Below are 24240 nucleotides of genomic sequence, written 5' to 3' on the forward strand. Positions count from 1 at the left end.
GACAAGCGCGCTATCGCGGCGGGCAGCCATCGGGAATTCGACAAATCCTTGTGGCGGTCACATCGCCTGATGGATTAAGAATACCGTCTAATACCTTCTCATCGATGGGATCTTTCGATGCGGTCTAGGCGCGGTGTGGCGGGTGCCGGCGGAATCATTCTATCAGTCTCCTGTCTCAGCCTAGCCGGATGCGGGGGCGGTTACGGGTCGTACGGCCAGGCGACGTCGATGACCTGTGTGCCCTATGCGCGGGCGGTCTCTGGCCTGCCGCTGCAGGGCGATGCCTGGCAGTGGTGGCGCGCGGCGCAGGGGCGATACGCCGAAGCCAGCATGCCGGCGCCAGGCAGCGTGCTGGTCTTCCGCCGCACGGGCCGCCTGCCGAGCGGGCATCTGGCCGTTGTCTCCAACGTCGTCTCGGGCCGGAAGGTCATCGTCACCCAGGCGAATTGGGTGCCCTATCGCATCACCGACAATCAGCCGGTGATGGATGTCTCCCCCGGCAATGACTGGTCAGCCGTGCGGGTGTGGTGGCCGCCGTCGCACGCCTGGGGGGTCACTGTGTATCCGACCTACGGCTTCATTCAGCCGCGGCCGGCGGGTTTGCAGAATGCGCCGATTGCGCAGGTGTCCGAATCCGGTCTGCGCGTCGGCAGCTGACTATTTGCAATGGCTGGGCAGGAGCTGGAACTGCGCGAGGGCGCCGTTCATGGTGAAGTTGCCGAAATCCATCGTCAGCTGATCGGCGACGCCATTGTCCCAATAGCGCATGGCGAGCAGCGTATCGGGCAGCATCTGCGTCGTGTCCGTCGTGAAATATCCCATATGGACCATGACGGTCGGCAGATGGGCGAGGGGCGCGAAGCTGGTGGGCACGACCTGCCCGCGCTGGGTGATGATGGAGAAGGTATTCTCGATCGCGTCGGTCGCCGTGCCGTCAAAAATCGGCACCGACAGGAACGGCTTGCCGGCGCGGGCGGCGGCGAGCACCGCCGCGGTCTGGGCCATGGGGAAGAGCGTGCCCGCCGGCAATGTGACTCGCCGCGGGTTCGGCAGCGAATAGACCGCGAAGCCGGGACGGCCCGGCGGCAATTCGGCATAGCCCGCCCGCACGTCGCGCTGGTCATTGGTATTCTGCGTTATGCGGAAGCGAAATTCGCGGCCGTCCTTGGATTCCCAGGTCGAATAGTCGGAGACCGTATGGGTGTCGCCGCCTTCGCGGTCGAGCACCGTCATGTCGAGCCGCTGCTGCGTCGCCCAGCCCTGGCAGCCGTCGATGACCTCATATTCCATGGCCCCGGCCGCATTGGTGACGCCGCTATTCTCGGTCGAGCCCAGGGTCAGCTTGTAGAAGGCGCGGTGGGCAGCGAGATCCATGGCGGCGGCGGGCGCCGGGGGTGCCATGAACGGCAGGCTCAGAACGGTTCCGAGCAGCAGGCGGCGGGCGGTGGCAGACTTCATGAAGAGGCTTTCAGTCCGGTCGGAAGAGGAGGTCGCGACCCATCTGGGCGACCATTGCGGCGCGGTCTTGTGCAGCACATGCTGGCATCAAAGCACGATGATAGGGCGGCGCCCATGGCTATATCGACGGACCTTGGAAATTCCCCGGCGCCTGTGTCGCGGCTGCTGACGATCGGCTACGAAAAGGCGGGGTTTGGGGCCTTCATCGCGACCCTGCGGGCGGCGGGCGTGCGCACGCTGATCGATGTGCGCGATCTGCCGCTGTCGCGCCGCGCCGGCTTCTCCAAGCGCCAGCTGGCGGCGGGGCTGGACGAGGCCGGGATCGCCTATGTTCATCTCCGCGCGCTGGGCACGCCGGCGGCAGGGCGCGAGGCCAACCGGCGCCGGCAATGGCCGCTGTTCTGGGAGATCGTCGAGCAGAGTCTGGCGCGGCCGGAAGCGCAGGCGGCGCTGGTGGATGCGGGCGAGATCGCCCGCGCCAGTCTCAGCTGCCTGCTGTGCTACGAGGCCGAGGCCTGCATCTGCCATCGCCGCCGGGTCGGCGAGATGCTGCAGCAGCGGCATGATTTCACGATCGAAAACCTGCGCGTCGAGACGCCGTTCGAGCCCTGACGGCCGGCGGCTTTCGCGGATTTGTGATCCAAATCCGGCTGCCTGACCGCCACGGCCCCCCAGGGCGCGACCGGGGAAGGATATTGCCTAAACACCTGCCTCCCCGGTATTTGTTGGGTCGTGGAAAATCTTCTCAGCGGTTACCGGCGTTTTCGTCACACGGTCTGGCCCTCGCGCCGCGAGCGTTTCGAGGCTTTGGCCCAGCGCGGGCAAAAGCCGGAGACATTGGTCATTGCCTGCTCGGACAGCCGGGTCGATCCGGCCATGGTCTTCGATGCCGGGCCGGGCGAGATTTTCATCGTCCGCAACGTCGCCAACCTGGTGCCGCCCTTCGAGGATGACACGGCTTTTCACGGCACCAGTGCGGCGATCGAATTCGCCGTGCGCGTGCTGGAAGTGCGCAATATCATCGTCATGGGCCATGCCATGTGCGGCGGCATTCATGCGCTGCTGCATCCGGCCTCGGCCGAGAAGCTGGACTTCATGTCGTCCTGGGTCGATATCGCGGCCGAAGCGCGTGACCGCGTGCTGGCCTGCGAGGCGGTGGAAGAAAAGCAGCAGCAGATGTGCGAATTTGAAGCCATCAAGCTGTCGATGCGCAATCTGATGACCTTCCGCTGGATCGAATCGCGGGTGGCGGACGGGCGCCTGAAACTGCATGGCACGCTGTTCGATATCCGCTCCGGCGTGCTGTCCCGGCTGAACGAGCAGGGCGAATTCGTCGCCGCGGAATAGGCCGGGAAGGAAACAGCGCCGTGATTGAGATTGCCGCCAAGTCTATCATCTATCTGGCGCTGGGACTGATGGGGATTGCCGCCGCGTGGCTTGCGATCCAGATCCTCTTCGCGTCCCCGTCGCTGCTGGTCTTCGCCGAACTCGCGATCATCTCCGCGGTGCTGGCCCCGATCCTGTGCCTGGTGGGCTGGGGTATTCGCTGGATCGGCTGGCAGGTGCAGGCCTGAGGAGTCTCTGCTTCAGCGTTGTGACAGGAGAGACGCGTGAACGATGAGAAGACGGCGCTTGGCCAGAAAATTCTGAAAATCAAGCGGCGGCTGGGATTGAGCTGGGAGGATGTCGGCCGGGCGCTGGGCCACGCTCCGGTCTGGAGCTGCGCCGCCTGCCTGGGACAGATGTCGATGACGGCGGAGACGGCCGAAAAGGCCGCTTCGCTGTTCGACCTCGACGCCGAAGAGCAGGCGCTGCTGGAAGCCATTCCCTATCGTGGATCGCTGCCGGGCGCGGTGCCGACCGATCCGCTGATCTATCGCTTTTATGAGCTGATCCAGGTTTACGGCACCACCTGGAAGGAACTCATCCACGAAGAATTCGGCGATGGCATCATGAGTGCCATCGATTTCGACATGGCGCTGGAACGCCAGCCCGACCAGAAGGGCGACCGCGTCAAGATCACCATGAGCGGCAAGTTTCTGCCCTATAAGCGCTACTGACCGGATGGTTGCCCGATCAATCAGGTCGGGCGCGGCGCGCTGACCTCATAGACATCGAGCTTGCGATCGCGGATGCCGAGGGCCGGCCACGAGAGGCGCCATTGTGCGATATGCGCGGTGGCGAAATGGCGATCGAGCGATGCCTGATCACGCCAGATTTCCGTCACGCGGATCAGGCCAGGTTCCAGCACGTCCTCGGCATAGGCGTAAATCTCGCAGCCGTCTTCGGCGAGGCTTTGCGCCACCATATGCCGCATGGCCGGCCGGGCCTCGGCCAGGTTTTCCGACGGCAGGCGGATGGTTCCGATGATGAGCAGCATGATTATCATCCGTCGTCGTGATGGGAAAGATCGATATGCGTACTAGGCGAAGCCGTAGATAACAGCGAAAATCACGCTCAGACACACGCGAGGAGACAGGTCATGCGCGCCATCGGCTATCAGATACCGGGACCGATCGACCGCGCCGATGCCCTGGTCGATATCACGCTACCCGATCCCGTCGCCCTCGGACATGACCTGCTGGTCGCGGTGAAGGCCGTTTCGGTCAATCCGGTCGATACCAAGGTCCGCAAATCGGCGACGCCGCCCGAGGGTGAGTGGAAAGTGCTGGGCTGGGACGCTGCCGGCATCGTGCGTGCGGTCGGGCCTGAAGTGACGGAGTTCAAGCCGGGTGATGCGGTCTTCTATGCCGGCGACCTGACGCGGCCCGGTACCAATGCCGCACTGCATCTGGTCGATGCGCGCATCACCGGCCGTAAACCGGAGACGGTCGATTGGGCGGAAGCGGCGGCCCTGCCGCTGACCGCGCTGACCGCCTGGGAAGCGCTGTTCGACCGGCTGGACGTGAAAAAGCGGGTGCCAGGCGCAGCGAACGCGATTCTGCTGATCGGCGGCGCCGGTGGCGTCGGCTCGATCGCCATCCAGCTGCTGCGGGCACTGACCGATATCACCATCATCGCCACGGCCTCCCGGCCTGAGACGCAGGACTGGGTGCGGTCGCTCGGCGCGCATCACGTGATCGACCACACCCAGCCGATCGCGGCCCAGGTGAAAGCGCTCGGCCTCGGCGCCCCGGCCTTCGTCTTCTCGACCACGCATACGGATGCGCATCTCGCCGAGATCGTCACGGCCATCGCGCCGCAGGGGCGCTTTGCGCTGATCGACGATCCCGCGCAGCTGGACGTGACCCCCTTCAAGCGCAAGGCGGTTTCCATCCATTGGGAGCTGATGTTCACCCGCTCGCTATTTCAGACCGCCGATATGGCGCAGCAGGGCGCCATTCTGAATGCGGTCTCCGCTCTTGTGGATGAAGGGCGTATCCGCACGACGATGACGGAAAGGGTGAGCCCGATCTCAGCCGCGAACCTGAAGCGGGTGCATGGGCTTATCGAAAGCCATGTCGCTCAGGGCAAGTTTGTGCTGGAAGGCTGGGAATAGCGGCGCCACGATCCGCGCGCCTGCGGAGGGGCGGTCAGGCCTGTGCCAGGGCCTGGCCGGATTGAGAATAGGCGCCGTCACGCGTGAGGTCATCCACATCGACCTCTTCACCGCTAACCAGGATGGCAAGGCCACCCATCGCCTCAATCGCTGACAATGTGCGCTTGGCCGGGGCGATATGGCCAAGACCTTCGCCCGGAATCCAGGTCCAATAGCTGTAGACCGTAATTTTGCTTCCCACGCGTCCTCCTTGCGGCCGCTGTCGAAGGCAGACCGACTGTGCTGTTATGACGCGCAGCGAGAGAATTGTGATATCGCATTCGCGTGTATCTGTTGGCCAGCCAACGCTGGGCCGATAGTTCCGAACTTTGTTTTTTGTAAGTGCAATGATTTCGATCGACGCCTGCAGCGCTGCGGCTGTCTTCGAGGGTGTGAGAGCAGTCCTCGCGCAAGCAATGCCCGTGTCCAGCACGGGCATGACGATATTGGATGGCACGGGCGTACCGGTATTGGATTGGCGATTCCAACCGAAGCTGACAGTGCGAGGAAGGTTGGTTCGCTCTGTCCGGTCTGGATATGAGAGAGTCTGGTAGCGGCGGACGGATTTGAACCGCCGACCAAGGGATTATGATTCCCCTGCTCTACCGCTGAGCTACGCCGCCAGACCAGTCCCAGGCGGCAATCGCCGCGCGGTGGGAGCGGATACCGCCCGCGCCCGCCGCCGTCAACCCGCGCTTATGCTTTGGCTGCTTTCTCCGGGTAGCCCGGATAGTCGTCGTCCACCACGAAGGGGAAGGGGCCGGGGAAGCGTTCGGCAAAGACGGTGTGGGTCGCGATGCCGCCATCGGGCAGAAGGAGATGCAGCTGATAGGCCGAAGGTTCGAGCACAAGCTGATCCTCGATACCGGGCCGCAGGTTCAGCTCGGTCTGATGCACGACGGCGGGTGCGACGATGACGATGGCATGGCCCAGCCGCCCGACGATGGAGCGGTGATGATGGCCGGTCAGGATACGCTCGACCTGCGGGTGGCGCTGCAGCAGAGCGCCAAGGTCCGCCGTATTGCGCAGCCAGATGCCGTCCATGCCACCCGCCCCGGTCAGCATGGGCGGGTGATGCAGGACCAGCATGGTGGGCTTGGTCGGCGCGGCGCTGAGCATGCGGTCGAGAAACTCCAGCCGCTGGGCACAGAGCAGGCCGTGGCCAGCCTGCGGCACCACCGAATCGAGCATGACGAGGCGCACCGGGTAATCATCGACCACATACTGGACGAAGTCGGGATCTTCAGTGACGCCGTGCATGTGAGCCAGATGGGTGCGGAAATTGTCCCGCCGGTCATGATTGCCGGGGACCACGAAGACCGGCATCGACAGGTGGCGGCGGAACATCTGCGCCGCCATTTCGTATTCCTCGGGGCGGCCGCATTCCGTGACGTCGCCCGAGATGACCACGACGTCGGGCCGGGGATTGAGGGCGGCCACCGAGGCGAGGGCGCGTTCGACCATCATATTGGTCTCGACCACGCGGGCGGCGGGCACGCCGCGCGGACGCACATGCAGGTCTGACAATTGGGCAATCAGCATCGGGCGAGGCTCTCCTGGGATCGGGCGCCCAGGTTACGTGCCGACGGCGCTGAGTTCTACAGGCCGCTCGATGAAACCGCCGCCCATGACCCGATCGCCCTGGTAGAAGACGCAGCCCTGGCCGGGGGCGGGGAGGGCCGCTTCATCCAGCAGCACTTCGGCAGCCCCACCCGGCAGCGGGCGCACGCGGGCCGCCGCCGGCTCGGCGCGGGCGCGCAGCTTGACGGTGACGCGGAGGCCGTCTTCCGGCGCATCGGCCAGCCAGTTGACCTCGCGCAGCTGAACCCGATGCACGCCGCCCTGACGGGGACCGACGACGACGCGGCGGCGGACGGGGTCAAGCTGGGTTACCACCGGGCTTTCCTCACCCTCCCGCCGGGTCAAACGCAGGCGCTTGGCTTGGCCCACCGTATAGCGGGCAATGCCTTCATGCTGGCCGAGCACGCGGCCCTCGGCATCGACGATATCGCCGGGCGCCATCGCCTCGGGGCGGAGGCGGGCGATGACATCGGTGTAGCGGCCCTGAGGCACGAAGCAGATGTCCTGGCTGTCCGGCTTGACCGCGACCTCCAGACCCAGGCGTGCGGCTTGCGCGCGGACGGCAGCCTTGTCGGGCATGTCGCCCAAGGGAAAACGGCTGAAGGCGAGCTGATCGCGGGTGGTCGCGAACAGGAACCAGCTCTGGTCGCGCGCGGGATCGACCGCGCGATGCAACTCGGGCCCGCCGGGGCCCTCGATGCGGCGCACGTAGTGGCCGGTCGCCATCGCTTCCGCGCCGAGGTCGCGCGCCATGGCAATGAGATCACCGAACTTGACGCTCTGATTGCAGCGGACGCAGGGGACGGGGGTTTCGCCGGCGGCATAGCTCGCCGCGAAGTCGTCCATCACGGCCTGCCGGAAGCGGGCCTCGGCATCGATGACGTAATGCGGGAAGCCGATCCGGTCGGCCACGCGCTTCGCGTCATGGATATCCTCACCCGCGCAGCAGGCGCCTTTGCGCTTGGCGGCGGCGCCGTGGTCATAGAGCTGGAGCGTGACGCCGATGACCTCATGGCCCTGTTCGGCCAGAAGACCCGCGACGACGGAACTATCCACCCCGCCCGACATGGCGACGACAATGCGCATGAAAACTTCCTTGACCTAGAGCTGCGCTCTAGAAGTCTGCACCAGCCCTCACCCCCACCCGGCCACCCATTCAGCATACTGTCGTGGGTGGCCGGGTGGGGGTGAGGGCCGGTGCAGACTTAGTCCGATGAGACAAAACTCAGCTGTCTTTTATCGCGATCGTCGTGATGCGGCCACGGGGTTTCGGAGATGGCCGCGTCGCGGCCGGCGGCGGGCTCTTGGATTTGAAGGCGCACCAGGGCGCGGCGTTGCAGCGCCAGCATTCGGGTGTCCGCGCCTTGCAGATATAGCGGCCGTGCAGGATCAGCCAGTGATGCGCATGCATCAGCATGTCGGCGGGAATGCGGCGGAGGAGCTGATCCTCGACCGCGCGCACGGTCTTGCCGGGGGCGAGGCCGGTGCGGTTGCCGAGGCGGAAGAGATGCGTATCGACCGCGATGGTGGGCTCGCCGAAGGCGACGTTGAGCACGACATTCGCGGTCTTGCGGCCGACGCCGGGCAGTGCCTCCAGCGCGTCACGATCATGCGGTACCGCGCCGCCATGCTGGTCGATGAGAGCCTGCGAGAGGGCCACGACATTGCGCGCCTTGCCCTGCCAGAGGCCGATCGACTTGATATAGCGGCCGACACCCGCGACGCCGAGCGCGACCATGGCGGCCGGCGTGTTTGCCACCTGGAACAGCGGGCCGGTCGCCTTGTTAACCGAGACATCGGTCGCCTGGGCCGAGAGCACCACCGAGACAAGCAGCGTGTAGACATCCGCATAGACGAGTTCGGTCTTGGCATCCGGCCAATGGGCGGAGAGCGCCTCCAGAAAGGGCCGTAAGTTTTTCGCGGGCATGCGGGCGATAGCCGCTGTCGGCTTGGCACGGGCGGCGGTGGCGGGTTCGGTCATTGCGGCGCGCTCTGCCTGACATGAAAACGGCCCGCCCCCTAAGTGAGGACGGGCCGCCGGACGGTGCGTCCGTTGGGCCGGAAATCAGGCCTTTTCAGCGATATGGGCGAGGAGGAAGTCACGGAAGACGGCGACGCGCTTCGAGTTCCGCAGCTCTTCCGGGTAGACGAAGAAGACATCGACCTTCGGTGCCTTCACATCCTGCAGGATATGCACGAGGCCTTCGGTATCGCGGCCGAGATAGTCCGGCAGCACACCGATGCCGAGGCCCGAGCGGATGGCGAGCGCCATGCCGTGCAGGTTGTTGATCTCCAGCGCGGCGCGGCGCGGATTGCCCGGGCGGCGTCCGGCTTCGGCCAGCCAGTTGATGTCCTCGACCGGCGGCTGGTAGCCGCCGAAGAGGATGATCTTATGGTTATCGAGATCTTCCGCGGTCTGCGGCGTGCCGTGCTTTTTCAGGTATTCCGGCGAGGCGTAGACCGTCCAATGGATGTCCATCAGATGGCGCTGCACCAGATCGGGCTGCTTCGGCGGATGCATGCGGATGGCGACATCGGCCTCGCGCATGGCGAGGTCAAGATCGCCATCGTCGAGCAGCATGGACATCGAGACTTCTGGATACTGCTCCAGGAAGGCCTGCACGCGGGAGGCGAGCCAGATGGAGCCGAAGCCCACCGTCGTTGTCACCTTCAGGCGGCCGGCCGGCTTTTCCTTGCTTTCCGTCAGCAGCGCTTCGGTCATCGCGAGCTTGGCGAAGACTTCGCGCACGGTGCGGTTCAGCGCCTCGCCCTGTTCCGTGAGAATGAGGCCGCGCGCGTGGCGGTGAAACAGAGGCACCTGCAGCGCTTCCTCAAGCGCCGAAATCTGACGGGACACTGCGGATTGGCTGAGGTTCAAGGTATCACCCGCGTGGGTGAAGCTGCCCGCCTCCGCCACCGAGTGGAAAACCCTTAATTTATCCCAATCCATCGTGCCGATCCCAATCATCTAGCCATAAGGTTCATTCGAGCCGGTGACATGGCCCTCCACATCACCCATCTGCGGCTTAGTAAGCCGCTACGGAAACTTTAGAAACACTGTGTGTTAGCCATTTTTCTGCGTCGAGCGCCGCCATGCAGCCGGACGCGGCGGCCGTCACTGCCTGGCGATAGATCCGGTCCTGCACGTCACCGGCGGCGAAGATGCCCGGCACTGAGGTGCGCGTGGTGCCTGTTTCGGTCGTGATATAGCCGTCGGCATCCAGGTCGAGCACATTTTTGAACACGTTGGTATTGGGCGTGTGGCCAATAGCGACAAAAACACCGTCGACATCGATCTCCCGCGGGGCACCGCTTTGCACGTGTTTCAAGCGCAGGCCGGTGACAACGGCAGGCGAACCCGCGCCGAGGACTTCATCAACGACATGATCCCAGATCACCGAGACCTGGGGGTTGGACAGCAGCCGGTCCTGCATGATGCGCTCGGCGCGGAGCGACGAGCGCCGATGGATCAGCGTGACATGGCGGGCGTGATGGGTGAGGTACAGCGCTTCCTCGACCGCCGTATTGCCGCCGCCGATGACCGCCACATCCTTACCGCGATAGAAAAAACCGTCGCAGGTGGCACAAGCGGAAACGCCGGCGCCGCGCAACGCGCGTTCGGACGGCAGGTCCAGCCAGCGGGCGGAGGCGCCGGTCGCGATGATGATCGCATTCGCCTCGAACCGCTCGTTCGAATCGGTGACGCAGACGAAGGGCCGGCGGGACGCGTCAACTTCGGTGACAATGTCATGAATGACGCGCGTGCCCATGCGTTCGGCCTGGGCTGCCATCTGCTCCATCAGCCAGGGACCCTGGATGGGATCGGCAAAACCGGGGTAGTTTTCGACATCGGTGGTGATGGTCAGCTGGCCGCCCGGCTGCAGCCCGGCGATAAGAACAGGCGACAGGCCAGCACGCGCGGCGTAGATCGCTGCGGTATAGCCTGCGGGGCCGGCGCCTATGATGAGCACCGGAATGGGTTGCATTGAGGTCATGAGAAAAGACGGTCCACCGATTCGAGCAAATGTAAGATATCGGCCCCCCGGAAGCTAAGGCAAGGAAAAGACTACCGGGCCGGTCTGGATACCATTGCCCGCATCGCAGGCCAATGAAATAATATTGCGCGCGGCCTGTGCTTTGCGGCGCTTTGGAGTATTTGGATCTCTCGATGAAGACTGAACCCAATGAGATTGTCGATTTCGACGCAATCGACCGCAGAATTCTCACCGAATTGCAGGTCGATGGCCGCATCACCAATGTCGAGCTGGCCCGCCGCGCCGGCATTTCCGCCCCACCCTGCCTGCGCCGCGTGCGGCGGCTGGAGGAGGCGGGGCTCATTCGCGGCTATCATGCCGAGACGGATGGCTCAAAGCTTGGCTGGAGCATTACGTTTTTTGTCATCGTCGGGCTGGAAAGCCAGAAGGAGGCCGTCCTCTCAGGCTTCGAGAAACAGGTCGCGACCTGGGACGAGGTCCGCGAATGCCACATGATCCGCGGCGGCGGCGACTTTCTGCTCCGCCTGGTCGCGCGTGACGCCGCTCATGAGAATGTTCTGACGCAGCGCCTGACGGGCCTGGCCGAAGTCAGCCGCGTGCAGACCCTGCAGACGATCCGCACCAGCAAGAACATCGCCGGCGTGCCGATCTGATCGTCCGAACGGCACCCCTCAGCCGAGCGTCGCGGTCAGCCGTTCCGCCATGCCGTCAGGATTGGCCATGGCCGCCGCCAGCCCGTCGAAATAGGCGGACTGCGCGCCCGAGCGGCGGATGAAGGCGAGGAAGGCCGTGATGGAGCGGCTGCCTTCGGCCAGCGGCACGATGCCGGAAGAGACCGTTTCCTGCTGCGACAGCAGGCGCAAACCGACATCCTGGCCGAAGCGATAATTGCGCGACTGCGCCGAGGTGCAGGTGAGAATGAGATCGCCGAGGCCGCCTGGGGAGAGCACCGTCTCTGCCCGGCCGCCCAGCGCCGGCAAAAGACGCGCCAGTTCGGCAATGCCGCGGGCGACGTAGCTTGCCCGCGTATTCTCGCCCAATCCGAGTCCCGCTGTCAGCCCGGCGCCGATGGCGATGATATTTTTGGCGACGCCGATGATCTCCAAGCCGCGCAGATCGGCGGTGGCGGTGAGCGACAGCAGCGGGCTGGCGAGCCGCGTAGAGACGGCTTGCGCCGTCTCTACGTCTTTGCAGCCGAGGGACATCCAGACGCCGTGGCCCGCCAGCATTTCACGGGCGAAGGTGGGGCCGGAGAGCATGCCGACGCGGTGGCCGGGCAGATGCTTGGCGATCAGGTCGGTTGGGAAGTCATGCGTTTCGGCATCCATCCCTTTGACGCAGGAGAGAATGACGGCGCGCGGCTGGTGCGGGGGCAACTGGTCGAGCACCGAGGCAAGCGCGCCGCTCGGCAAGGCCAGGATGACGATGTCATAGGCCCCGAGATCGATCGCCTGCAGGCTGTGGATGAAGCGGGAGACGGAATCCCGCGGCGCATCCTCGGCCGGGGGATTGCGGCTGAAGACGGAGATCGCGATATCGCCACGCCGGTGCAAGGCGCCAGCCAGGGCCTGGCCGAAGGCGCCATAGCCCATGATGAGCAGGGAAAGCGGGCCAGGGGTCAGCGCCATCATCCGATCCGTTCAGCGAATGGGGGCGAGGTGCCGCTTTCCGTCGCGGATGTCCAGCCTTGGGGCTTGGGCGGGTTAGAAGCGGTAGCCGATGCCGGCGCCGATGATCCAGGGATTGACCTGTCCGCTGGCGCTGATGAGCCCGTTATTGGCGGTGGCATGGGCGCTGAGAATGAGCTTTTTGACGTCGAAATTCGCGTACCAGGGGCCGGAGACGCGGTAATCGACGCCGATTTGGAAGACCGCGCCGACCTCGGACGAGACCGAGAGCTGGCGGACGAGGCCGCCGGCCGGCTGGTCATCAAAATAAGGAACGATGGCCAGGCCCACGCCCAGATAGGGGTTGAAGCGCGCATGCGGCAGGAGATGGTATTGCGGGACGATAAACACCGGCACGCTGGAGACCTTGCCGATATCGACGGTGCCGAGGCGCGTATCCTTTGCCGTCAGCGTGGTATGGAGGATGCCGGTTTCGCCCTCGACCGCGATGTGATCGGTAAAGAAGTAAGACAGGTCCAGCTCTGGCGATACGCTGTCGGAATTGTCGAGATGGCCGCCGATGCGGGTGATGGCGGACCCGTTATGCTGGGGAAGGACGCCCAGGACGCGCCCGCGCACAAGAAAGCTGCCCGCGACCAGATCCTCGCCCAGATCGACGGTCTGGGCGGAGGCCGCCGTCACGGAGACACTGAGCGCGAGGCTGGCCATGGCCAGTCCGCGAGCGCAAGCAAGAAAGGTCATGATGTGTGTTCTGGGATCAAGAAACGGTTCAGGGATTGAACTCTAGAACGCGGTGGTTTCTCCGCCTAGGCAGAAACATGCATGCATAAGACGATCTTGGCGGCCGGTATAGCGGCGGCGCTGTGGCTGGCAGGCGCTGGGCCGGCAGCCGCATCATCTGCCCCGCTCAAGGAACTAGGTCTTCCGGTCAGTCCCGGCTGCGTCACCTCACCCTTCGGACCGAGGATATTGCGCCAAGCGCCCGTCGCGGGGCGCTATCACTGGGGCGTGGATCTGCGCGCCGCCGCCGGGGCGAGGGTGCTGGCGGTGGCGCCGGGCCATATCATCCGAATCGACCGCGAGGGCATGGGCGGGCTGGAGGTGCTGGTGCAGCATCCGGGATTTCAGGCGCTTTATGCCCATCTCGGCATGGTCGCCCCCGCCATCGCGAATGGCGCCAGGACGCTCAAAGCCGGGCAATGGATCGGCCGCATCGGCCGCACCGGGCTGACACTCGGCACGCATCTCTATTTCGAGATCCATATCGACGGGAAGCGCGTCGACCCGGCACCCTATCTCGGCGTCAAAGCCTGTGGTGCCGGGAACAGCGAAGCGGTGCGGCCAAGCAGCCAATAGGCGGTGAGCCCCACCCATTCGTGGGCTGCGAGATCGACCAAGCCAAGCCGGTCGGGGAAGCTGCCGCGGAAGGCCATGACCCAGCCGGGACCGGTCTTATAGCCGACGGGGTAGGGAATCACGCTCCAGCCGACATGCTGGAACAGGCCCATGGAGCGCGGCATATGCCAGGCCGAGGTGATGAGCAGCCAGGTCTGCCCCGGCTGCGGACCCAGCAGCGCCTTGAGCCGCTGCACATTCTCAAAGGTGGTGCGGGAGCGGTTTTCATAGGTGACGCTGCGGTCGCCAAGCCCGAGCCCGTCAAAGAGCTGACGGGCGACATCAGCTTCCGTCAGGCCGCCATGGATCAATTCGCCATTGCCGCCGGTGAAGGCGAGCCGCGCCTGCGGGTAGCGCCGCGCGAGGGTGACGAAGCTGGTCATGCGCTCGGCCGCGGCATTGAGCGCAGGCTGGCCGCGGACGGCCGCGATATCGGTCTCGACGGCGCCGCCGAGGACGATGATGCCGGTGACTGAGGCGGGCAGGGATTGCGGCGGCGGAAAGCGATTCTCGATCGGCGCCATCAGCCAGGCGCCGACCGGCAGAAGGGCGATCGCCGCATAGGCGCCGAGAGCGGCCGACAGGCAGGCGATGCCGGTCCGCCTTCGCTCACGGATGACCAGCAGCAGACCCAGCAGAGCCAGCAGCAGGAGCAGCATGCTGGGCGCCAGGATCAGCCAGACCAGCTTGGAGAGGACGAAGATGAACAGGGTTCTTCTCTAGACTGACTGGCTGACGCGGCTGTTCAGTTGCACTTTCCGATCACCTTGTCGCCGCCATAGGGATAGGTATTGGGGCTGCCGCCCGGCGGCAGGATGGCGACGGCGCGAATATTGCCAACCCAGGAGAGGCCGTTCAGCCAATGGAACTGGCTGAGGTCGGGATAGTAGCAGCCGTTCTGGACGAGCAGCGTGTGATGCGCCTGGGCGGGATCTGCCGCGTCCGACAGCGCGATCCACTGGCCAGTGCCGTTGGAGACCGAATAGGCCGGGAAATTGCTGACCTGACTGCTGACGGCGAAGTCAGCCGACTGGCCCTGGCAGCCGATGCCGGCCCAGAGCCGCACCAGACCGGAGGGCGGCACGCCGCAGGCATTGCTTTGCGCAGACGCGGCGCCGCTGAGACCGACGAGCGCGGCCACCGCCAGCACGGCGGGCACGCCAAGGCGCTTCATGTAAGCAGAACGGGACATTCGAGATTCCTTTGCCAAGCTGCGGCCGCACGCTACGTCCTGGCGCGCCGGTAAACAACGCAACGCCGAATTAAGGAAGGTTTATCCGGCGCTGTCGCGCTGTCCTTTAGGCCAGGGTGAGCAGCCCGTTCATGGCCCGGTCACGGCCGATCATGGCCAGACCTTCGGCGACGGAGACGAACTCGCCGCCGCCCGAGACCCGCTCGGCACCGAAGCGCGTGTCAAACAAGCCGCGCACGGCCGGCACGAAGGAGGTGCCCCCGGTGAGGAAGACGCGGTCGATGTCAGCCGCCGCCAGGCCGGCATGGGCCAGCGCCTGATCGACGGCGGTGGAGAGGCGGCGCAGGTCCGGCGCGATCCAGTGCTCGAACTCGGCGCGCGCGATGGTCCGCTCGATGGCGAGATCGCCATGGGCGAAGCGCAGGACTGCACTTTCCGACCGCGACAATTCCGCCTTTACGGCGCTGACCGTCTGATAGAGCTGATAGCCCAGCTCATCCTCGATCAGCCGCAGCAGCATGCGCAGCTTGTCGGGATTGCGGCTGGCGGCCGCGACCTCCTCGATCGCCCGCAGCGTGCGCGGCGCCTTCATCAGCGACAGGCGGTGCCAGCGCGCGAAGCCGCTGAAATATTCAGGCGGCACCGGCAGGTCTGTGCCCATGACGGAATAGGTGTCGCCCTTGCCGAGGAGCGGCGAGACGACATGATCGATGATGCGATAGTCGAAGGTGTCGCCGGCGATGCCGACGCCGGAATAGCCGAGCGGCTTGACGCCGCGGCTGCTTGTCGGGTCGAAACGGATGACCGAGAAATCGCTGGTGCCACCGCCGAAATCGCCGACCAGAACGGTCGCGGGTTCGGTCAGCGTTCGGGCGAAGCGGTAGCCCGCGGCTTCCGGCTCAAGCGCCACGTCGATGCGGGGATAGCCGGCCTGGGCGAAGGCGGCGCGGAGCCGGCTTTCGCCGAAGGCGTCATCGGCCAATTCGCCCGCGAAGCGCACCGGGCGCCCGGCGACGATATGGGCGTCGGGGCGCGCACCCTGGAAAAGTCCATCCAGGAAAGAGGCGATCATGTCTTCCAGCGTGAAGATCTTGCCGAAGATATTGGTGCGCGAAAAACTGTGCTGCGCGAGATAGGTCTTCATCGACATGATGAGACGGCTGTCGGTGGGGTCGTTGAGATAGGCCTCGACCGCATACGGCCCGGCGGCGTGGCAGAGCTTGTTGCGGCCCTTGTGCTCCTCGTTCCAAAAGCAGAGCACAGTGCGGAAGACATCGACCTCGCGCGCGCCGACCGCATAGCGGGTGGTGGTGACGCTGCCGTCTTCCTCCAGCCGTGCGAGGACGCTGTTGGTGGTGCCGAAGTCAATGCCGATCAGCTGGGTCATCCGCGTCTAGTCCCGGTCCGTCACAGTCAAAGGGCGGCGGTTCAAACCCACACGTCTGCGGATGGCAAGCCCCAAGGGACGGCACCGCCTATGCGCTTCTGTAGCGACGCGACCTGCGCTGCGATAGAAGACGGTGACACGGACGAAGAGGCAGTCTGCGCATGGACCAGGTTCTGGCGATCCGGCCCTTCGTGCCGGCCAAGGATTTCGCGCTCTCCAAGCGGTTTTATGAGACGCTCGGCTTCCGGCTGACGTTGAACGAGCCACCGATCGCCGTTCTCAAACTCGGCAGTTGCAGTTTCATTCTTCAGGATTTCTACAAGCCCGATCTGGCAGAAAACCTCATGCTTCAGCTGCTGGTGCGGAACGTCGATACGTTCTGGGCGGGGATCGATTTCGCGCAGTTGACTGAGAACTTCGTGATCAAACCGCCACGCCCGCCGGCGATGCAGCCCTGGGGGCTGAAAGTGGGCTTCGTCTTCGATCCGTCAGGCGTGCTCTGGCATGTGGCCGAGGCGCCGTTCTAGGCGCTGCCGATTCGCCGTAGAGGACCAGCCCCATGAGCCCACCGATCCAAACCTTTGCGATTCGCGATGTGACGCGCGCCGATGCCGCAGCGCTTGCGGATCTGCTCAATGCGATTATCGCACAGGGCGGCACGACGGCGCTGGAGAAGCCTTATACGGCCGATGCGCTGGCCGAAGCCTATCTGGTCGGGCCGGACGTCCAGTGCTGCTTTGTCGCAGTCGATCCTGGAACCGGGCGTATTGAGGGTTTCCAGACCCTTGGCCGGAACCCGGCGCTGCCCGCAGGCGTCGGCGATATCGGGACATTCTCGCGCCTGAACGGCACGCAGCGCGGCGTCGGCCGCGCGCTCTTTGCCGCGACGCGTGACCGCGCCCGGGCGCTCGGCCTGTCAGCCATCAACGCCACGATCAGGGCTGATAATGCCGGGGGCCTCGCGTTCTACAGCAGCCTGGGCTTTGCCGATCGCGACCGGATCGTGGGCGTGCCGTTGAAAGACGGGACCCCCATTGACCGGATCGTCAAACGCTATGCGTTGACAGCTGCCGAGAGCGGCTGACGATGCCGACCATCGACCGCTGACCCGAGGTCAGAACGTCTCGACCCAGGGCCGCAATTCGACTTCCAGCGACCAGGCGCTGCGCGGCTGGCGGAGAATGTCGAGATAGGTCTGGGCGACGGCGTCAGGGTCGAGCGTGCTGTCCGGGCGGTCAGCCGGGTCCGGCCGTGCGGCGCTGCGGACGCTGCCGTCAATATTGATATGGGCGACATGGATGCCCTGGGGACCCAGTTCCCGTGCCGCACTTTGGGCCAGGCCGCGCAGCGCGAACTTGCCCATGGCAAAAGGCGCAGAGAGGGCAAAGCCTTTGACGCTGGCCGAGGCGCCGGTGAGCAGGATGGCGCCGTGCCGGTGATGCAGCATGCGCTGGGCGGCCTGCTGCACGGCCAGGAACGCGCCGAAGGCGGAGACCTGCAGCGCCTGCTGGACGCCGGCCGGGTCCAGCTCGGCGAGGGGGCCGCGTAGACGGCCGCTCGCGTTATAGATCAGCACGTCAGGCGGACCCATCGCCGCGTCCACCTGCGCGAAAAGCGCAGCAACCCCCGCCGGATCGGTCGCATCCGCAGCAAAGGTGTGGGCGCCCGTCTCGGCCGCGAGAGCCGCGAGCTTCTCCGTGTTGCGGGCGGCCAGCGCCACAGCGACGCCGGCCGCCGATAACTGGCGAGAAACAGACGCGCTGATGCCGGGACCGGCCCCGATGATGAGCGCGCGTTCGTAAGGAAAGGGTGACATCGCAGCCTCCATGGGTTGCGGCATCACACCATTTCTGTTCCTAGGCCGCCAGCGGCGCCCGGGCGATAACTGTCATCGACCATGCCTCAGGCGTGGCGGCGGGACAGATCGAGCAGGACATTCGCCTCCAGCTCCTTCTCCCGCAGCCTGTGGCGGGCGAGGTCACCGATGCTGATGAGGCCGAGAAGCTCGCCATTCTGGGTGACCGCGAGGTGGCGGATTTTCGAGCGCGTCATCTGCGTCAGAGCCGCGTCGACCCGCTCCCCCGGTTCACACGTGATCAAAGGCGCGCTGCTCAGCGGTCCGATCGGCAGGGCCAGGGCCGGTGCCCCGTATTTGGCGACGGCGCGGGCGAAATCGCGCTCGGTGAAAATGGCATTGGGGCGGAGGTGATCGTCTTCCACGATCACGGCGCTGACGCTTTTTTCATTCATGAGCCTGACCGTGGCGAGCAGGGTGTCGGTCGGGCGCACCAGCACCGGACGCGCGTCCTTGTGCTGCAAGATATCCTGAATGGTCATGGGCATTCTCCCGTTTTGGAAAGAACCCTTGCCGCAACAGAGCGGCGCGAGTGCATCCGATGGGTGCCCTGGACACATGGTGCAACTGCGAAGGGAGGTGAGCCCCTGCCTGGCTCACCCCACCTTTGACCCTGCCGCTGGGCTGGGCCGCTGCGCCTGGTTCAGGCGCGCTTGCGCCGGCGGACGGGTTTTTCCTCGACGGCCCGGCCCTGCACCAGGGGGCCCAGGAAGCGGCCGGTATGGCTGGCGGGATTGGCCGCAATCATCTCCGGCGTGCCTTCGGCCACGACCTGGCCGCCGCCGTCGCCGCCTTCGGGGCCGAGATCGAGAATCCAGTCCGCGGTCTTGATGACCTCGAGATTGTGTTCGATGACGACGATGGTATTGCCCTGATCGACCAGGCGATGGAGCACTTCGAGCAGTTTGCGCACGTCCTCGAAATGCAGGCCGGTGGTGGGCTCGTCCAGGATATAGATCGTCCGCCCGGTGGCGCGGCGGGCGAGTTCCTTGGCGAGCTTGATGCGCTGCGCCTCGCCGCCCGACAGCGTCGTCGCCTGCTGGCCGAGCTTGACATAGCCAAGGCCGACCTGGGCCAGAAGCTGCAAGCGGTCGAAGATGCGGGGCACGGCCGAGAAGAAGGGCAGTGCCTCATCCACGCTCATATCCAGCACATCGGCGATGGATTTTTCGCGGAACTTCACTTCCAGCGTTTCGCGGTTGTAGCGGCGGCCCTTGCAGACGTCGCAGGTGACGAAGACATCCGGCAGAAAGTGCATTTCGATCTTAATGAGGCCGTCGCCGGAACAGGCCTCGCAGCGGCCGCCTTTGACGTTGAAGCTGAAGCGGCCGGGCTTGTAACCGCGGGCGCGGCTATCCGGCAGTTCCGCGAACCAGTCGCGGATGGGCGCGAAGACATCCGTATAGGTCGCAGGGTTGGAGCGCGGGGTGCGGCCGATGGGCGACTGGTCGATGTCGATGATTTTGTCGAGCTGATCCAGCCCGTCGATGCGGTCATAGGGGGCCGGCACCTCGCCCGAGCCCATCAGGCGGCGGGAGACGGCCTTGTAGAGCGTGTCGATGACGAGGGTGGATTTGCCGCCGCCCGAGACGCCGGTGACGCAGGTGAAGGTGCCGAGCGGGAAGCCGGCGGTGACGTCCTTCAGGTTATTGCCGCGGGCGCCGACCAGGGTCAGCATCCGCTTGGGGTCCACCGGGCGGCGCTGCTCCCGCATCGGGATGCTGGTGCGGCCCGAGAGATAGGCGCCGGTGATGGAATTCGGGTTGGCGGCGATTTCGGCCGGCGTGCCTTCCGCGATGACATAGCCGCCGTTCACGCCGGCGGCCGGTCCCATGTCGATGACATGGTCGGCGGCACGGATCGCATCCTCGTCATGCTCGACCACCAGAACGGTATTGCCGAGGGATTTGAGGCGCCGGAGCGTGCCCAGCAGCCGCTCATTATCGCGCTGATGCAGGCCGATGGAAGGTTCGTCGAGCACATAGAGCACGCCGGTGAGGCCTGAACCGATCTGGCTCGCGAGACGGATGCGCTGGCTTTCGCCGCCCGAGAGCGTTGTCGAGCCGCGCGCGAGGGTGAGGTAGTCGAGCCCGACATCCATCAGGAAGCGCAGGCGATCGACGATTTCGCGCAGGATGCGACGCGCGATGTCCTGCCGCTGCGGGGTGAGCTGGTCGAGCACGCCCTCGAACCAGGGCAGGGCGCGGCGGATGGCGAGTTCGGAGGCTTCCGCGATGGTCGAGCCGGCGATGCGCACGGCCAGCGCCTCGGGCTTGAGGCGCGCGCCATGGCAGACGGCGCAGGGTTTTTCGGCCTGATAGCGGGAGAGTTCCTCCCGCGCCCAGGCACTGTCGGTCTCCTTCCAGCGGCGGGCAAGGTTCTTGAGGACGCCCTCGAAAGGTTTGGTGACCGAATAGGCGCGGACGCCATCCTTGTAGACAAGTTCGACAGGCTCATTGCCGGTGCCGTTGAGGATGCCCTGCTGCGCGCGCTCAGGCAGGTCAGCCCAGGGCGTGGTCATCTTCACTTTGAAATGCTTGGCGAGGCCCTGCAGCGTCTGGTCATAATAGGGCGTCTGGCTGCTGGCCCAGGGCGCGACGGCACCGGCATTCAGCGGCCGGCGCTCATCGGGCACCACCAGCGCCGCATCAAAAAAGGTTTCCAGACCCAGCCCGTCACAGGCCGGGCAGGCCCCATGGGGCGAATTGAAGCTGAAGAGACGCGGCTCGATCTCCTCGATCGTGAAGCCGCTGACCGGACAGGCGAAGCGGGAGGAGAAGGTGGTGCGGGCGCTGCCGTCCTTGGGCGCATCCGGCGGTTCGGTATAGGCGATGCCATCGGCGAGGGTGATGGCCGTCTCGAAACTATCGGCAAGCCGCGTCTCGATCCCCGGGCGGACGACGATGCGATCCACCACCGCCTCGATATCGTGCTTGAGCTTGCGGTTGAGGGAGGGGACTTCGGCGATTTCATAGAGCGTGCCGTCAACCTTGGCGCGGGTGAAGCCCTTGCGCTGCAGCTCGGCCAGTTCCTTGCGGTATTCGCCCTTGCGGTCGCGCACGACGGGGGCCAGCAGCAGCAGGCGCGTGCCTTCCGGCATGGCCATGACGCGATCGACCATCTGGCTGACGGTCTGCGCTTCGATCGGCAGGCCGGTGGCAGGCGAATAGGGGATGCCGACGCGCGCCCAGAGCAGGCGCATGTAATCGTGGATTTCCGTCACCGTGCCGACGGTCGAGCGCGGATTGCGGCTGGTGGTTTTCTGCTCGATGGAAATGGCGGGGGACAGGCCCTCGATACTATCCACATCCGGCTTGCCCATCAGTTCCAGGAACTGCCGGGCATAAGAGGAGAGGCTTTCGACGTAGCGGCGCTGGCCTTCGGCATAGATGGTGTCGAAGGCGAGGGAGGATTTTCCAGACCCGGACAGCCCGGTGATCACGACAAGACTGTCCCGGGGGATCGCGACGTCGATATTTTTGAGGTTGTGCTCGCGCGCGCCACGCACGGTAATGGAGGAGCCGGCTTTAATCTGTGCCACTCTGGGGACCATATTCTCGATTGATGTTCGTGACTTGTTCACGTACAGGCTTTGGCACGCGCCGTCGAGCGCCTCTGCTGCAATGGACCTTTTCGTGGGGCCGGACGCGCGGGGGAGCTGGCGGCGGAGGCGCCGGAAGCCAGAGATTGGCGCCGGCTGCCAGAAAGTAAAGGGCAGCGGCCGCCGGAGGGCTTGCGTCCGGGGTAGTGCGTTGCGATGATGAAATGAAATATGTGGGCCGGACCGTGCAATCACTGGCTGCCGGGCCGGCTTTCGGCTAAACTTAAACTTTTAAGACTAAATTGCCGACGGAGACTGAGAGCATGGCGGGTAGCGTCAACAAAGTGACCCTGATCGGGAACCTCGGCAAAGATCCAGAGGTCCGCAATACCCAGGCGGGCATGAAGATCGTCAATCTGCGCATTGCAACGTCCGAGAGCTGGAACGACAAGGCGAGCGGCGAGCGCCAGGAGCGCACGGAATGGCACAGCGTTGTCATCATGAACGACCGTCTGGCGGATGTCGCCGAGCGCTTCCTGCGCAAGGGCAGCAAAGTCTATCTGGAGGGCAAGCTGCAGACCCGCAAATGGACGGATCAGTCTGGTGCGGACCGCTATACGACCGAGGTTCTGCTCGGCCGCATCGGCGCCGAACTGGTGCTGCTCGATCGTGCCGGTGAGGGCGGTGGGGCCTCTGCCGGCGGTGCCGGCGCTGCCGGTGGCGGCGAGCGCAGCTATAGCCGCAGCACCGCCGATCGTCCGGCGGCTGGCGCGCGGGCCCCGGCATCCTCCGGCTGGGATAGCGGCCCTGGCCGCGGCGCCGACCTGGACGACGAAATCCCCTTCTAAGTCCATGATGCGGCCGGGGGCACTGATGGCGGGATGATCCGACCGAATGTTCCCTCGGCTGCAAAGCTGCCCTCCAAGCAGGTCAGTCCCGAACTTCAGCGCGCCTGGGATCTGTCCTGCACGGGCCGGGTCGATGCGGCCCTGGCGCTGGCCCAGCAGGCCTATGAAAACGCGGCGGCTGAGGGCGATGCCGCGGGCTGCGCGCGGGCTGCCTCCCATCTCGGCTGGTACTGCTTCATGCAGGGGCATTACGAGGAGGGGATGCTCCATGTCCTGTCGGCCTGCGAGGTTTTCTGCACGCTGGCCGACCACCAGGGCGAGACCTTTGCCCGCGCCACCTATGCCTGGCTGCTCATCGAAATCGGCTCCGCCCATGAGGCGCTGGACGAAGCCATGCGCGCGCTGGAGCTGGCCGAGAGCCTGGGCGACGATCGCGCCATCAGCTTTGCGTCCAATGTGGCCGGCGTCGTCTTCTGGATGCTGGGCCAGTTCGATCGCGCCCTGGACTTTGTGGGCCGTGCCGTCAGTCTCGCGCGGCAGATCGATGAACCCATCGATCTGGCACGCTGGCTGATCAACCTGGGCGAGATCGAGGCTGAGCTTTGGCAGCAGAAGACACGCGACAAGAAGGGCGAGGCGAAGGACGCGCCGACGGGGCTTGATCGCGCCAAGGACTATGGCACGGAAGCGCTCCGCCTGTCCCAGCAGACCGGCGATGCCTGGATCTTGCAGCTCGCGATCGTCAATCTGACCGACTACTATCTGCGGAGTGGGGACCATGACGAGGCAGCGCAACTGCTGGCCCAGGTCGAGATGGTGGATGGCGGCGGCGGATCACGGTCCCGCCTGGCCCATCTCTTCATCCTCGGCAAGGTGCAGCTTGCCGCCGGCGAGGCAAAGGCCGCCATCTATACCCTGACCGCAGCCCTTACCCTTGCCGATGAACTGCGCGACGTCGAGACGGGCGTGCCCTGTTGCCAGGTCCTGTCCGACGCCTGGAGCCGGGCGGGAGACTTCGCCGAGGGGCTACGCTGGCATCGCATCTTCCATGACCGCTATGTCCGCAAGACGGCCGCGAGTGCCTTGATCCGCTCGCGTGTCGCGGCGATCCAGTACGAGACGCGGCAGTTGCAGGTCAGCATGGAGGCGGAACGGTCGCGCGCGGATGCGCTGGAGGAGGTGAACCGCGCGCTGACCCAGGAAGCCACGCTTCTGATGAACGCCAGCATGGAGGATCAGCTGACCGGCCTGCCCAATCGGCGCGGCCTGGAGCGAGCCTTGCTTCTGCTCGATCGCGATCCGGCCATCGGCTATGCCATCGCCATGATCGATATCGATCATTTCAAGCAGGTCAATGACAGCCTCTCCCATGCCACGGGGGATGAGGTCCTGCGCCAGGTTGCAACCCTGCTGAAGGTCGGGACGCGCGAGCGCGACCGGCTGTTCCGCTACGGGGGAGAGGAATTCGTGCTGCTGGTCGAAGGCGGCGACACCGTGACCGCGGCGCGAACCTGCCGGCGCATCTGCCAGGTGATGCGGAACTGGGATTGGTCGCGCATCCATCCCTGTCTTTATGTCACGCTCAGCATCGGCATTGCCCATGCGCCGGAGGCGGCGAACCCGGCGGCTGTCATGGCCCTGGCTGACCAGCGGCTGTATGATGCGAAGAAGGCCGGCCGCGATCGCATCGTCATGCATGGGCCGACCAAGACGGAGCCGTCCTTGACGCCGGCTTCCCGCCTCCATTAACCGGACATCATGAGGCGTCACGGGGCTGGCCCTTTGTTCCGGCCACGCTATTCCTTGTCCGCGTTCTCATATC

At 65.2% G+C, this 24240-nt stretch carries 28 protein-coding genes and 1 tRNA gene; 12 read left to right on the forward strand and 17 right to left on the reverse strand.

All coding sequences use genetic code 11. The features are described from left to right. Positions 1-117: 117 nt before the first annotated feature. A complete protein-coding gene (locus AC3G7M_RS05720) occupies positions 118-657 on the forward strand; it encodes a CHAP domain-containing protein (RefSeq protein WP_489214742.1) in 540 nt (179 codons plus the stop codon). On the opposite strand, the gene AC3G7M_RS05725 is transcribed toward AC3G7M_RS05720, so the two are convergent. Beyond that, on the reverse strand, positions 658-1458 hold the full coding sequence (locus tag AC3G7M_RS05725; protein ID WP_489214743.1) for an EipB family protein: 801 nt from the start codon (positions 1456-1458) through the stop codon (positions 658-660). Between the two features lie 114 nt (positions 1459-1572). On the opposite strand from AC3G7M_RS05725, the gene AC3G7M_RS05730 reads away from it, so the two are divergent. From AC3G7M_RS05730 to cynS, 4 genes are all read left to right on the forward strand, one after another. Next, complete coding sequence (locus AC3G7M_RS05730; protein WP_489214744.1) at positions 1573-2070, forward strand: DUF488 domain-containing protein; 498 nt, start codon at positions 1573-1575, stop codon at positions 2068-2070. Between the two features lie 120 nt (positions 2071-2190). Continuing rightward, the gene (locus AC3G7M_RS05735; RefSeq protein WP_489214745.1) at positions 2191-2805 is read left to right on the forward strand and encodes a carbonic anhydrase; all 615 of its coding nucleotides are present in this window, start codon (positions 2191-2193) and stop codon (positions 2803-2805) included. 20 nt (positions 2806-2825) lie between these two features. Beyond that, positions 2826-3032 carry a hypothetical protein gene (locus AC3G7M_RS05740; RefSeq protein ID WP_489214746.1) on the forward strand — a complete coding sequence of 69 codons (207 nt, stop codon included), beginning with the start codon at positions 2826-2828 and terminating at the stop codon, positions 3030-3032. A gap of 36 nt (positions 3033-3068) precedes the next feature. After that, positions 3069-3518 (forward strand): cyanase, encoded by a 450-nt coding sequence (cynS, locus tag AC3G7M_RS05745; protein ID WP_489214747.1) that lies wholly within the window; start codon positions 3069-3071, stop codon positions 3516-3518. 20 nt (positions 3519-3538) lie between these two features. Here the strand turns inward: cynS and AC3G7M_RS05750 are convergent, their stop codons facing one another. Then, positions 3539-3838 carry a putative quinol monooxygenase gene (locus tag AC3G7M_RS05750; RefSeq protein ID WP_489214748.1) on the reverse strand — a complete coding sequence of 100 codons (300 nt, stop codon included), beginning with the start codon at positions 3836-3838 and terminating at the stop codon, positions 3539-3541. 102 nt (positions 3839-3940) lie between these two features. On the opposite strand from AC3G7M_RS05750, the gene AC3G7M_RS05755 reads away from it, so the two are divergent. Then, positions 3941-4957, forward strand: coding sequence for a zinc-binding alcohol dehydrogenase family protein (locus tag AC3G7M_RS05755; RefSeq protein ID WP_489214749.1), 1017 nt, complete (start codon positions 3941-3943; stop codon positions 4955-4957). A 34-nt stretch (positions 4958-4991) separates the two neighbouring features. On the opposite strand, the gene AC3G7M_RS05760 is transcribed toward AC3G7M_RS05755, so the two are convergent. From AC3G7M_RS05760 to trxB, 7 genes are all read right to left on the reverse strand, one after another. Next, on the reverse strand, positions 4992-5198 hold the full coding sequence (locus AC3G7M_RS05760; protein WP_489214750.1) for a hypothetical protein: 207 nt from the start codon (positions 5196-5198) through the stop codon (positions 4992-4994). Between the two features lie 346 nt (positions 5199-5544). After that, positions 5545-5619: transfer RNA gene (locus tag AC3G7M_RS05765), tRNA-Met, on the reverse strand. A 73-nt stretch (positions 5620-5692) separates the two neighbouring features. After that, on the reverse strand, positions 5693-6538 hold the full coding sequence (locus AC3G7M_RS05770; RefSeq protein ID WP_489214751.1) for a phosphodiesterase: 846 nt from the start codon (positions 6536-6538) through the stop codon (positions 5693-5695). 33 nt (positions 6539-6571) lie between these two features. Beyond that, entirely contained in the window at positions 6572-7663 is a 1092-nt protein-coding gene (mnmA, locus tag AC3G7M_RS05775; RefSeq protein WP_489214752.1) for a tRNA 2-thiouridine(34) synthase MnmA, read from the reverse strand. 139 nt (positions 7664-7802) lie between these two features. Beyond that, positions 7803-8558, reverse strand: coding sequence for an endonuclease III (nth, locus tag AC3G7M_RS05780; protein ID WP_489214753.1), 756 nt, complete (start codon positions 8556-8558; stop codon positions 7803-7805). Between the two features lie 84 nt (positions 8559-8642). Beyond that, complete coding sequence (locus tag AC3G7M_RS05785; RefSeq protein WP_489214754.1) at positions 8643-9527, reverse strand: LysR family transcriptional regulator; 885 nt, start codon at positions 9525-9527, stop codon at positions 8643-8645. A 76-nt stretch (positions 9528-9603) separates the two neighbouring features. Then, complete coding sequence (gene trxB / locus AC3G7M_RS05790; RefSeq protein WP_489214755.1) at positions 9604-10572, reverse strand: thioredoxin-disulfide reductase; 969 nt, start codon at positions 10570-10572, stop codon at positions 9604-9606. A 173-nt stretch (positions 10573-10745) separates the two neighbouring features. Here trxB and AC3G7M_RS05795 point away from each other — a divergent pair, with 173 nt between their 5' ends. Then, on the forward strand, positions 10746-11225 hold the full coding sequence (locus AC3G7M_RS05795; RefSeq protein ID WP_489214756.1) for an Lrp/AsnC family transcriptional regulator: 480 nt from the start codon (positions 10746-10748) through the stop codon (positions 11223-11225). An 18-nt stretch (positions 11226-11243) separates the two neighbouring features. Here the strand turns inward: AC3G7M_RS05795 and AC3G7M_RS05800 are convergent, their stop codons facing one another. Further along, positions 11244-12203: an NAD(P)H-dependent glycerol-3-phosphate dehydrogenase gene (locus AC3G7M_RS05800; RefSeq protein ID WP_489214757.1), complete on the reverse strand. Its 960-nt coding sequence runs from the start codon at positions 12201-12203 to the stop codon at positions 11244-11246. Positions 12204-12275: 72 nt separating this feature from the next. Beyond that, the gene (locus AC3G7M_RS05805; RefSeq protein WP_489214758.1) at positions 12276-12941 is read right to left on the reverse strand and encodes an OmpW/AlkL family protein; all 666 of its coding nucleotides are present in this window, start codon (positions 12939-12941) and stop codon (positions 12276-12278) included. An 81-nt stretch (positions 12942-13022) separates the two neighbouring features. On the opposite strand from AC3G7M_RS05805, the gene AC3G7M_RS05810 reads away from it, so the two are divergent. Beyond that, the gene (locus tag AC3G7M_RS05810) at positions 13023-13556 is read left to right on the forward strand and encodes a M23 family metallopeptidase (protein ID WP_489214759.1); all 534 of its coding nucleotides are present in this window, start codon (positions 13023-13025) and stop codon (positions 13554-13556) included. Here the strand turns inward: AC3G7M_RS05810 and AC3G7M_RS05815 are convergent. The 3 genes from AC3G7M_RS05815 to AC3G7M_RS05825 form a co-directional block, all read right to left on the reverse strand. Then, positions 13493-14254 carry a YdcF family protein gene (locus AC3G7M_RS05815; protein ID WP_489214760.1) on the reverse strand — a complete coding sequence of 254 codons (762 nt, stop codon included), beginning with the start codon at positions 14252-14254 and terminating at the stop codon, positions 13493-13495. The two genes, AC3G7M_RS05810 and AC3G7M_RS05815, sit on opposite strands and share 64 nt — an antisense overlap. A gap of 86 nt (positions 14255-14340) precedes the next feature. Continuing rightward, positions 14341-14787, reverse strand: a complete 447-nt coding sequence (locus AC3G7M_RS05820; protein WP_489214761.1) for a hypothetical protein — start codon at positions 14785-14787, stop codon at positions 14341-14343. Between the two features lie 106 nt (positions 14788-14893). After that, positions 14894-16174, reverse strand: coding sequence for an Hsp70 family protein (locus tag AC3G7M_RS05825; protein WP_489214762.1), 1281 nt, complete (start codon positions 16172-16174; stop codon positions 14894-14896). 161 nt (positions 16175-16335) lie between these two features. Here AC3G7M_RS05825 and AC3G7M_RS05830 point away from each other — a divergent pair, with 161 nt between their 5' ends. Both AC3G7M_RS05830 and AC3G7M_RS05835 read left to right on the forward strand, forming a co-directional pair. Beyond that, positions 16336-16701 (forward strand): VOC family protein, encoded by a 366-nt coding sequence (locus tag AC3G7M_RS05830; protein WP_489214763.1) that lies wholly within the window; start codon positions 16336-16338, stop codon positions 16699-16701. 32 nt (positions 16702-16733) lie between these two features. Beyond that, positions 16734-17258 carry a GNAT family N-acetyltransferase gene (locus tag AC3G7M_RS05835; protein WP_489214764.1) on the forward strand — a complete coding sequence of 175 codons (525 nt, stop codon included), beginning with the start codon at positions 16734-16736 and terminating at the stop codon, positions 17256-17258. Between the two features lie 30 nt (positions 17259-17288). Here AC3G7M_RS05835 and AC3G7M_RS05840 read toward each other — a convergent pair whose 3' ends face one another. The 3 genes from AC3G7M_RS05840 to uvrA form a co-directional block, all read right to left on the reverse strand. Further along, positions 17289-17990: an SDR family NAD(P)-dependent oxidoreductase gene (locus AC3G7M_RS05840; RefSeq protein WP_489214765.1), complete on the reverse strand. Its 702-nt coding sequence runs from the start codon at positions 17988-17990 to the stop codon at positions 17289-17291. A gap of 86 nt (positions 17991-18076) precedes the next feature. Beyond that, complete coding sequence (locus tag AC3G7M_RS05845) at positions 18077-18511, reverse strand: CBS domain-containing protein (protein WP_489214766.1); 435 nt, start codon at positions 18509-18511, stop codon at positions 18077-18079. A 161-nt stretch (positions 18512-18672) separates the two neighbouring features. Further along, complete coding sequence (uvrA, locus tag AC3G7M_RS05850; protein ID WP_489214767.1) at positions 18673-21570, reverse strand: excinuclease ABC subunit UvrA; 2898 nt, start codon at positions 21568-21570, stop codon at positions 18673-18675. A 323-nt stretch (positions 21571-21893) separates the two neighbouring features. On the opposite strand from uvrA, the gene ssb reads away from it, so the two are divergent. Continuing rightward, on the forward strand, positions 21894-22418 hold the full coding sequence (gene ssb / locus AC3G7M_RS05855) for a single-stranded DNA-binding protein (protein WP_489214768.1): 525 nt from the start codon (positions 21894-21896) through the stop codon (positions 22416-22418). Positions 22419-22451: 33 nt separating this feature from the next. Continuing rightward, positions 22452-24167 carry a GGDEF domain-containing protein gene (locus tag AC3G7M_RS05860; RefSeq protein ID WP_489214769.1) on the forward strand — a complete coding sequence of 572 codons (1716 nt, stop codon included), beginning with the start codon at positions 22452-22454 and terminating at the stop codon, positions 24165-24167. The last annotated feature ends 73 nt before the right edge of the window (positions 24168-24240 follow it).

This window comes from Acidisoma sibiricum (assembly GCF_057837225.1).

Coding starts and splice junctions, on each gene's coding strand:
- AC3G7M_RS05860 (WP_489214769.1), top strand. CDS start 22,452: ATGATCCGACCGAATGTTCCCTCGGCTGCAAAGCTGCCCTCCAAGCAG.
- AC3G7M_RS05805 (WP_489214758.1), bottom strand. CDS start 12,941: ATGACCTTTCTTGCTTGCGCTCGCGGACTGGCCATGGCCAGCCTCGCG.
- AC3G7M_RS05820 (WP_489214761.1), bottom strand. CDS start 14,787: ATGTCCCGTTCTGCTTACATGAAGCGCCTTGGCGTGCCCGCCGTGCTG.
- AC3G7M_RS05730 (WP_489214744.1), top strand. CDS start 1,573: ATGGCTATATCGACGGACCTTGGAAATTCCCCGGCGCCTGTGTCGCGG.
- AC3G7M_RS05800 (WP_489214757.1), bottom strand. CDS start 12,203: ATGATGGCGCTGACCCCTGGCCCGCTTTCCCTGCTCATCATGGGCTAT.
- AC3G7M_RS05830 (WP_489214763.1), top strand. CDS start 16,336: ATGGACCAGGTTCTGGCGATCCGGCCCTTCGTGCCGGCCAAGGATTTC.
- trxB (WP_489214755.1), bottom strand. CDS start 10,572: ATGACCTCAATGCAACCCATTCCGGTGCTCATCATAGGCGCCGGCCCC.
- AC3G7M_RS05825 (WP_489214762.1), bottom strand. CDS start 16,174: ATGACCCAGCTGATCGGCATTGACTTCGGCACCACCAACAGCGTCCTC.
- ssb (WP_489214768.1), top strand. CDS start 21,894: ATGGCGGGTAGCGTCAACAAAGTGACCCTGATCGGGAACCTCGGCAAA.
- AC3G7M_RS05795 (WP_489214756.1), top strand. CDS start 10,746: ATGAAGACTGAACCCAATGAGATTGTCGATTTCGACGCAATCGACCGC.
- AC3G7M_RS05835 (WP_489214764.1), top strand. CDS start 16,734: ATGAGCCCACCGATCCAAACCTTTGCGATTCGCGATGTGACGCGCGCC.
- mnmA (WP_489214752.1), bottom strand. CDS start 7,663: ATGCGCATTGTCGTCGCCATGTCGGGCGGGGTGGATAGTTCCGTCGTC.
- AC3G7M_RS05755 (WP_489214749.1), top strand. CDS start 3,941: ATGCGCGCCATCGGCTATCAGATACCGGGACCGATCGACCGCGCCGAT.
- AC3G7M_RS05845 (WP_489214766.1), bottom strand. CDS start 18,511: ATGACCATTCAGGATATCTTGCAGCACAAGGACGCGCGTCCGGTGCTG.
- AC3G7M_RS05770 (WP_489214751.1), bottom strand. CDS start 6,538: ATGCTGATTGCCCAATTGTCAGACCTGCATGTGCGTCCGCGCGGCGTG.
- AC3G7M_RS05750 (WP_489214748.1), bottom strand. CDS start 3,838: ATGCTGCTCATCATCGGAACCATCCGCCTGCCGTCGGAAAACCTGGCC.
- AC3G7M_RS05840 (WP_489214765.1), bottom strand. CDS start 17,990: ATGTCACCCTTTCCTTACGAACGCGCGCTCATCATCGGGGCCGGTCCC.
- AC3G7M_RS05785 (WP_489214754.1), bottom strand. CDS start 9,527: ATGGATTGGGATAAATTAAGGGTTTTCCACTCGGTGGCGGAGGCGGGC.
- AC3G7M_RS05720 (WP_489214742.1), top strand. CDS start 118: ATGCGGTCTAGGCGCGGTGTGGCGGGTGCCGGCGGAATCATTCTATCA.
- AC3G7M_RS05725 (WP_489214743.1), bottom strand. CDS start 1,458: ATGAAGTCTGCCACCGCCCGCCGCCTGCTGCTCGGAACCGTTCTGAGC.
- AC3G7M_RS05815 (WP_489214760.1), bottom strand. CDS start 14,254: ATGCTGCTCCTGCTGCTGGCTCTGCTGGGTCTGCTGCTGGTCATCCGT.
- AC3G7M_RS05810 (WP_489214759.1), top strand. CDS start 13,023: ATGCATAAGACGATCTTGGCGGCCGGTATAGCGGCGGCGCTGTGGCTG.
- nth (WP_489214753.1), bottom strand. CDS start 8,558: ATGACCGAACCCGCCACCGCCGCCCGTGCCAAGCCGACAGCGGCTATC.